Below are 7,883 nucleotides of genomic sequence, written 5' to 3'. Positions count from 1 at the left end.
CCTTCGATGGGTGCGCCTTCTTTGAGGGTATGCGTCATGCGCTTGAGCTGCGCGTCGCTGATGGCGGCGCTGTTTTCGATCTGGATTTTGCCGTAGCGTCCGGCGAGGATGCGGATGGTGAGCGTGCCGTCCGCATTCGACTGCGCCGGCAGGTAGGCGGCTGCCGCAGGGTAGCCGTGGCTGCGCGCGTAGTCGGTGAGTTCGGCAAGCAGGTCGTTGACGTCGATCTCGGAGATGTCGCGGCGAAGATACGCCGCCGTCCGTTCTTCGATGGCTTTTTCCAAGAGCTGCGTGCCGTCCTGCTCGACGTCGATGCGCGAGAGGCGAAAAGGCATCATCGCCTTGCTGCCGCCTGCATGGTTCGGCAGGCGGCTTTCGAGCGCGTTTTCCTGCGCCTTTTCAGGCAGGTGCGCGTCGGATGGCGGCAGGTTCGTCGCGGCGAGCGCCGTACCCGGCAGGAGAAGCGCCGCCGCAAGAGGCAGCGTAAGTTTGAGGTGCGAGTGTTTTTCTTTCATCTTCAACGGAAAGACTCCTTTTCACAAAGATTTAAGGAACCACTGATATGCGCCATCAAAGACGCAAGCCCTGAATTTCGAGGCCCTCTTCCGCATCGAAGCGGTAGAGTCCGAGCGTTGCGGCGCGGATGGGACGCGCAGTGCCATAGAGGTAGACGGTGTCGCCGAAACCGAAGTCGAAGCGCGGCGCAGCGTCCTGAATGAGCGAGGCGAGAAGTCCGCCCGGCAGTGCTGCGGCATGGATGGTGAAGGCAGTCGCGTTGCCCGCCGCCTGCACGATGCGGTAGTTGCCGAGGATGCCGTCCGTGATGCCGCCGATGCGCCCTGTGACGCCGTAGCTGCCGGGCGTTTCGGTATTCGTCAGCGTCGTGCCAAATGTGATGCCGTCCGTACCGAATACGCGCTCGTCCTCGCCGTCCGCGAAGCCCTCCGCACGCCCCGTAAAGGAGGGCAGCGCCTCGCCCTGCACAATGCTCTGCGCGTCGGCAGTCAGCGTGAGGTCGCGGTGCGTGATTGTGCCCGCCCCCTGCGCGGCTGTCTCGGCGAGCGTGTAATTCCCCGCATCTGCACCTCGGAGTGCGACACCCGTGTAGTCAATACGATTTGCCGCCGCAACGTTCTTGTCGTTGTAGGTTGCGCCTGTGGCGGCGGCTGTTACGCTGTCACCCGCAACGGCATTGTTCAGTGCCGCGCCGAACTTCGAAGCGTCTGCAGCGGTCGTGCCGTCGTAGGTCTTCGTCTGCGCCGCGACTGCGCCAAGCGTCAGCGCACGCCGCGTGATTGTACCTGCGCCCTGCGCGGTATCCGCGATGGCGTAGTTTCCTGCGCCTGTGCCTGTAAGCGCAACACCCGTATAGTCAATGCGATTTGCCCGAGCGACGTTCTTATCGTTGTACGATGCACCTGCGGCGGTCGCGGTCACGCTGCCTTCCTCGCCCGCGACGACATTTCCGAGCGTTGCGTGGAACTCTGCTGCATCAGCGGCGGTCGTGCCGTCGTAGGTCTTTGTCTGCGCCCCGACTGCGCCGAGGGTCAGCGCACGCCGCAAGATCGTGCCAACTCCCTCTGCCGTCGTCGCGGCGAGACTGTAGTTCCCCGCGCCCGTGCCTGTGAGCTGAACACCCGTGTAGGTGACCTTGTTCGCCCCTGCGACATTCTTGTCGTTGTAGGTCGCGCCCGCAGCGGTCGCTGTGACAAGGTTCTCCTCGCCCGCGACAAGATTATCGAGCGCCGCACGGAACTTCGATGCGTCAGCGGAGGTCGTGCCGTCGTAGGTCTTGCTCTGCGCCGCGACGGTATCAACGGTCAGTTCGCGCCGCGAGATCGTGCCCGCGCCCTGCGCCGTGGTGGCGGCGAGCGTGTAGTTCCCGGCATCCGAACCCGCGAGACCGACACCCGTGTAGTCGATCCTGCTTGCCCCGGCGACGTTCTTGTCGTTGTACGCCGCACCCGTGGCGGTCGCCGTCACCTTGTCAACCGCGATGGCATTGTTCAGTACCGCGCCGAACTTCGACGTGTCTGCGTCGGTCGTACCGTCGTAGGTCTTTGTCTGCGCCCCGACTGCGCCGAGGGTCAGCGCACGCCGCAAGATCGTGCCGATGCCCGTGAGCGCAGTCTTGTCGAGCGTGTAGTTGCCCGCGCCCGCCCCCGTGAGCGTCAGCCCGTCAAAGGTGACGGTTTTGTCTGCGGCGGCATTCTTGTCGCTGTATGTGCCTGTGGAGGAAGCGAGTGCGATGCCCGTGCCCTCCGTGCCGACAAAGCCATCGAGGGTATAGTGCGTCCCCTTCGCGAGCGACTGCGTCACGTTTGCATTGCCGTCATAGGTCTTGTCAAAGCGTGCGCTGCTCGTGAGTGTGAGATCCAGCTCTTTCGGATAGATTGTCCCCACACCCCGTGCCTCCTTGACGGTATAGTTGCCCGCGCCCGTGCCCGTGAGCGCGAGATTTTGGAACGTCACTTCCTTATCCTTGCCGGCGTTCTTGTCCGCATACTTGCCCGTGACGCCACCCGCCAGTTCGATATTATCTTCGTCCTCGCTGCCGACAAAGCCCGTGAGACGATAGTGCCGCCACTTCGTGAGCCACTGCGTGACGGTATCGCTCCCGTCGTAGGTCTTGTCAAAGCGCGTGCCGCTCTTAAAGTCGAGCGTCAGCTCCTTCGGCTTGACCGTGTATGCGCCGCCGATGATGTCATACTGCTCGCTGTAGGCATGATATGTGCCGACGTTTTTCTCTGCATCGAGGGAAATATGGTCGCCGCCCGCAATCGTCGGAGCCGTGCCGTTGTAGACCTGCTCGCGGTTTGCAAGATGCTTCGTCCGGAGGAATGCCGTGAGGAGCGGCATGGTCTTGCCGTCGTAGATGCGCCACGGCGTGCCCTTGCCGCCCTCGGCGGCAACGAGAGCCTTGCCGCTCCCGTCCTTCCAGTCCTTATACGTCTCTGCCAGCTTCATCTGCGTCTCGTCGCACTTTTGGACATCGGTGACTGTACTATTATCCAGTGTTGTGCCGACGCCGTTCTCGATCGGAGTGCCGCTCCCCCCCTTTACACTGCCCTCCTTCCATACGGCATGGTTGACCGTGCTTATTTCGTTCAAAAATCCCACAACGCCGCCGACGTTTGGATCACTCTGTCCCGATCTTTGCTCCACGGTTCCCGTCTGCAGGGCGTTCCGAATGTTGTTGTCATACGTTGCCGCTCCCACAATGCCGCCGAGCATCTCATTTCCTAAGACCTTGCCCGCATTTCGGACGTTCTGAATGGTGTTCTGTTGATACGCATAGCCCACTATGCCGCCGACAAGAGAGTTCCCTTCGACCGTGCCCTCGTTGTAGGCGTTCTCAATGCTGCTTCCGAAATTTAGCTTTCCCACAATGCCGCCGATCGAGGTACCAGCGTAAGTTCCAGTACTGGGTCCCTGGACCTTACCGCTGAAGGAGACGTTCCGTATGACAGAGTGGCCGTCTGCAGTTCCCACAATGCCGCCGACTTGCTTCTTTCCCGACACGGAGGCATCCTTCAGGGAGACATTCTCGATGACCGCCTGCTTGGTGTATCCGAACATCCCGCGATCTTCATCCTCCGTAGCCCCTGCATTCCCCAGCTGAACGTTAAGCCCCGTGATCGTGTGCCCTGCGCCGTCAAATCGTCCCGCAAAGACCGTGTTAGAAGTGCCAATCGACTGGAAGCCCCCTGCCCAGTCCTTTGTCTCGCTTGCCGCGATGTCATTCGCGAGCATATATCTGCCGATCGTCTTATCCTGACCGGAACCCCCGTGATTCTCCTGAATCGCATCCATATTCTGCAGCTCGTAGACGTCATGCACGCGCATATAGTCATAGTCTGTATGCGCCGTGCCGCCGAGGTTCTGGACGACCCAGTGGCGCGATGTTGCAGATTTTGAGTTGTTCGCATTCGCATAGTCGGAAACCGTCTTCGAGACCGTTGCGCCGTTTACGGTAAAGTTCCTCGTCGTTGTATTAGCGACATCGTAGCCGATGTGCGGCGCATCCTCGCTGCGGATGGTGACGTTCGCCCCCGTGAGCGCCGCGCCGTTTGTGTCCGTGACCGCATCCGTGTTGAGGACTTTGACGTTCTTGCCCTCGATGTAGAGTTTGCTTGCCTTTACCGTGCCGAGGTTCAGCACGTCGCCCATCTGTGCGGTGACGGAGAGCGGATTCGCGCCGTTTGTTTTGAATGTGCTCGTCGCTGCTGCAATATCGGCGGGATTTGCCGTCGAGAGGTAGAGCGCGCCCGTATTGACCTGTGAACCCTTCGCGAAGAGAATACCGTGCGGGTTCACAAGGTAGACGTTCCTGCCGCCCTCGATCGTGCCGTAGATGTTCGACGCGCCCTCGCCCGTGACGAGGTTCAGATAGTCCTTTGTCTGCGTACCGTTATCGAAGCGTACCTTCTCGCCCGAGTCGATGGAGAAGTCCTCCCAGCGGAGCACATTGTGCTCCGTCTTGCCAACGATGTCCATAGTTGTGCCGCTCGTGGAGATATTCGCCTCTCCTGCATTCGTCGCTGCGTTCGCGCCCTCGATGGGGAGAGCATACGCCGTCTGCGCGGCAAAGGGCGCGGCGAGTGCGCCCGCGAAGATGGCACAGGCGATGGCGCGATAAAACTGCTTTGCATGATGATGTTTCATTTAACTCATCCTTTCTGTCGGGAAATCTTTCTTGCGTTTAACAATGTTTCGATTTGCACAAGGTGTTTACGGATTTTTGCTTCTATACTCATCGGCTTCGCACACCTCGGAAGGTGCGTTGTTTGCCGCCGTCGCTGGCGGCACAGACAGAGATCAAGAGAGGTGCGACGCTCCTTTGTCCCATATAGTATTCTTCGTTAAGATCAAAGACCTTTTCTCTATTATTTTCTCACATTTATACGAAATAGCAATAAAAGTTGGCACAAGCGCCGAAAGTATGGTATGAACGCAAAAGAGGGAAATCCATGCTTGCAAATCCGCATGGATTTCCCTAGAATATGATGAGGAGGTCATACGATGAATATTGCTGTACTGGACGATATGCCAGACGATCTGAACCGGCTTTGCGATCTTCTCGAAAGCGTATGCGCCGAGCATACGCCGCGCCCCGTGATTCGCGCGTTCACGGACGACAAGAAGTTCCTCGCGCACATGTCCGCCGCACGCGCCGACATTGTCTTTCTCGACATCTATCTGGGGGAGCGCACGGGCATCCAAACGGCGCAGATTCTGCGCTCGTTCAATACGAACTGCGCGATCATCTTCGTGACGACGAGCCGCGATCATGCAGTGGAAGCGTTCGGCGTGACGGCGGCGCACTACCTCATCAAGCCCGTGACGGAGGAAGGGGTGCGCGAGGCATTGGCGCGTACGCCTTTTTTCAAGAAGGAGCGCCCGACGATCCCGCTCACGATCGAATACACGGAGCAGCGCATACCGATCGAGCACATCCGCTATGTCGATGCCGACGGGCGTCGCTGCTCGTTTCATCTGACGGACGGCACGACGCTCTCCCCCTATATGACGCTCTCCCGCGCACGGGAGCTGCTCGATGCCATGCCGATGTTCCTTTCCTGTCACCGCAGTCTGCTGGTCAATATGGACGAGATCCATCAACTGACGCCTGAGGGCATTTTGCTCTCCGACGGCACGCTGCTGCCGATTGCCACGCGCCGCAAAAGCGAGGTCGAGCGCATCTACCGCGCCTATATGCTGAAGAAGATGCGTGCGGGATTTCTGTCATAGGAGAAGATTCATGCAGCCATCTTTTGCGGCCGAATTGCGTGCTCTCAGCTGCTTTTTGTGTATCACGCTCTTTTGCTTTTCTCTTACCAGACCTTGCCGAGCATGAACCACAGGCGGTTCTTTGCCTTGGCGTCGTCGCTCGCGTTATTAGCGAGGCCGATGCGGCGCGCCCAGTCGAGGCGCAGGAAGTAGTCGCCGGGGCGGCTGTAGGTGACGCCGACGCCCCAGCCTTTGAGGGTTTCGCTGCCGTAGTTCTCGCTGTAGAGGGCGAAGCTCTGGCGCTTGCCGTCCTTTTAATACGTCGCTGCATGATAAGCAAGCAAATTGCAGAAAGTGACCGATACTTGCTGAAAAGTGATAAAGGAAACGCTGATAAAATAAGACCGCCGCATATCGAACGATGCGGCGGTCTTAGTGTCAAAAAATCTTATCGCGAAGAAGACTCTCTTCGCACAGCCATACTATTCGGCAGGCGCATCTTGCAGCGCCAGAATCTCCGCACGCGTCAAGCCGCTCGCCTTCTCGATCACCTCAAGGGGAACATTCAGCGCGAACAAAGAACGCACCATATCAAGCATCCTGCGCTGTCCCTCAGCACGTCCCTCAGCACGTCCCTCAAGGCGTCCTTCCATACGTCCCTCTTCCAGTTTCCTCTCACCAAATTTTTCCATCAGTTCACACATAGTATTCACTCCTTCTGCTTCTGCCTTAAAATAATCGACACGTTCAGCAAGTTCTTTGTAATTCATCTTCTTCGGATTCTCACAAAAGAAATCCTGCATGAGCTTCCCAAGCGGCGTGTCGTCACGGTTTGCGCCGTTGACGTAGAGGATATGCGCCCCATCATCAAACGGGCGCTGAAGCTCCTCTATGATCCGCTCCACATGATACAGCGGGAAACCTGCTCCATAGATGTCGTTCTCCGTGATGAAGATCACCCATGTTTCCGGAAGTGACGAGAAATCCTCTCCTTTTGCCAGTTCCCGCGAATCCATCATGCTGCTGTTGTAGCGTGCCCTGCGCGGAATCGCACCTTCATTGGCACGCTGAATTTCACAGTCGTAGAGTTTCCCCTCACTGTCTTCTGCCAACACATCAAAGCGCACGCCGCGACCATAGAGATTGTCCGCACTCTGCTGCGTGACAACATGCTTGACGATGAGATCATCCCGACCGAAAAAGATATGCAATAAGAGCTGCATTCCTTCGATATAGTTGTCAAAACATACGTTGAAAAACGCATCATCGATCAAGCGGAATTTCTGTATCAATGCACAATATTCTGCAGGAATATCTTTCTTGATTATTCTCACAGGTTCGCTCCCCTCCCCATACGCTTCTACTATCATAGTATGCATTGCAGTGAATATTGTCAAGACTGAAAAGGGGCTGTTGCATGAGTCAAATTCGACTTATGCAACAGCCCCTCTTTTCTCTTACCAGACCTTGCCGACCATGAACCACAGGCGGTTCTTTGCCTTGGCGTCGTCGCTCGCGTTATTGGCAAGGCCGATGCGCCGCGCCCAGTCGAGGCGCAGGAAGTAGTCGCCGGGGCGGCTGTAGGTGACGCCGATGCCCCAACCTTTGAGGGTTTCGCTGCCGTCTTTTCCGTCGTTGGCGTACTGCACGCGACCCATGTCGAAGTAGGTGCTGAGGACGAGGTTCGGCACGTCCGTACGGTAGGACAGCTCAATGCTGCCCAAATAGCCGTTGTCGCCCGAGGCTTCACCCTGCGGGTAGGCGCGTACGCCGTTCGCTCCGCCGAGGTAGATTTCTTCCGAGCTGTCGAGGTTCGTTCCGGCTTTCTGCGCCTGCGCCTTGAGGCTGATGTTCCAGCGGTCGCTGATCTCGTGGCGCAGGTTGAGGTTCAGCACGGCTTTCGTGAAGCTGCCTTCCGTACCCGCACGCTTCATCTGCCGACGCGCCCAGTCAGAGTCCGCGCCGAGATGTCCGCAGTAGCCCGTGAGGTCGTAGCTCCACGAGGTGCGATATTGACGCTCTGCCCCTTTGATGCCGAGATGGAAGGTGCTGCTGTGCTTTTCAAGCTCCATGCCGATCTTCTTGTACTCGTCCTTGAGCCTGCGCCAGTCCCATCCGTAGGTGACGGCGAGCGAGCTTTGCGCCGTGCGCCA

At 58.2% G+C, this 7,883-nt stretch carries 5 protein-coding genes and 1 pseudogene; 1 reads left to right on the top strand and 5 read right to left on the bottom strand.

Going from position 1 to position 7,883, the window contains the following annotated elements; translation table 11 throughout:
- Together HMPREF1153_RS00150 and HMPREF1153_RS00145 are read right to left on the bottom strand one after the other, a co-directional pair.
- On the bottom strand, positions 1-515 hold a 515-nt coding region (locus HMPREF1153_RS00150), incomplete at its 3' end, for a POTRA domain-containing protein (RefSeq protein WP_304412001.1).
- Positions 516-570: 55 nt separating this feature from the next.
- Entirely contained in the window at positions 571-4,665 is a 4,095-nt protein-coding gene (locus HMPREF1153_RS00145; protein WP_009644888.1) for a YDG domain-containing protein, read from the bottom strand.
- 357 nt (positions 4,666-5,022) lie between these two features.
- Here HMPREF1153_RS00145 and HMPREF1153_RS00140 point away from each other — a divergent pair, with 357 nt between their 5' ends.
- Positions 5,023-5,751 carry a LytR/AlgR family response regulator transcription factor gene (locus HMPREF1153_RS00140; protein WP_009644886.1) on the top strand — a complete coding sequence of 243 codons (729 nt, stop codon included), beginning with the start codon at positions 5,023-5,025 and terminating at the stop codon, positions 5,749-5,751.
- Between the two features lie 83 nt (positions 5,752-5,834).
- On the opposite strand, the pseudogene HMPREF1153_RS13205 reads toward HMPREF1153_RS00140, so the two are convergent.
- The 3 genes and pseudogenes from HMPREF1153_RS13205 to HMPREF1153_RS12855 form a co-directional block, all read right to left on the bottom strand.
- Positions 5,835-5,999 (bottom strand): annotated as a pseudogene (locus HMPREF1153_RS13205) (ShlB/FhaC/HecB family hemolysin secretion/activation protein); the annotation flags it as partial.
- Between the two features lie 213 nt (positions 6,000-6,212).
- Positions 6,213-7,064, bottom strand: a complete 852-nt coding sequence (locus HMPREF1153_RS00135; RefSeq protein WP_009644889.1) for an Rpn family recombination-promoting nuclease/putative transposase — start codon at positions 7,062-7,064, stop codon at positions 6,213-6,215.
- Positions 7,065-7,187: 123 nt separating this feature from the next.
- On the bottom strand, positions 7,188-7,883 hold a 696-nt coding region (locus HMPREF1153_RS12855; RefSeq protein ID WP_009644891.1), incomplete at its 5' end, for a ShlB/FhaC/HecB family hemolysin secretion/activation protein.

Origin of the sequence: Selenomonas sp. CM52, from assembly GCF_000292955.1 — a bacterium.
Taxonomy (GTDB): Bacteria; Bacillota; Negativicutes; order Selenomonadales; family Selenomonadaceae; genus Selenomonas.
Note: the sequence above shows the minus strand (reverse complement) of the source record. Positions and strands in the feature narration are given on the sequence as shown.

Coding starts and splice junctions, on each gene's coding strand:
- HMPREF1153_RS00145 (WP_009644888.1), bottom strand. CDS start 4,665: ATGAAACATCATCATGCAAAGCAGTTTTATCGCGCCATCGCCTGTGCC.
- HMPREF1153_RS00140 (WP_009644886.1), top strand. CDS start 5,023: ATGAATATTGCTGTACTGGACGATATGCCAGACGATCTGAACCGGCTT.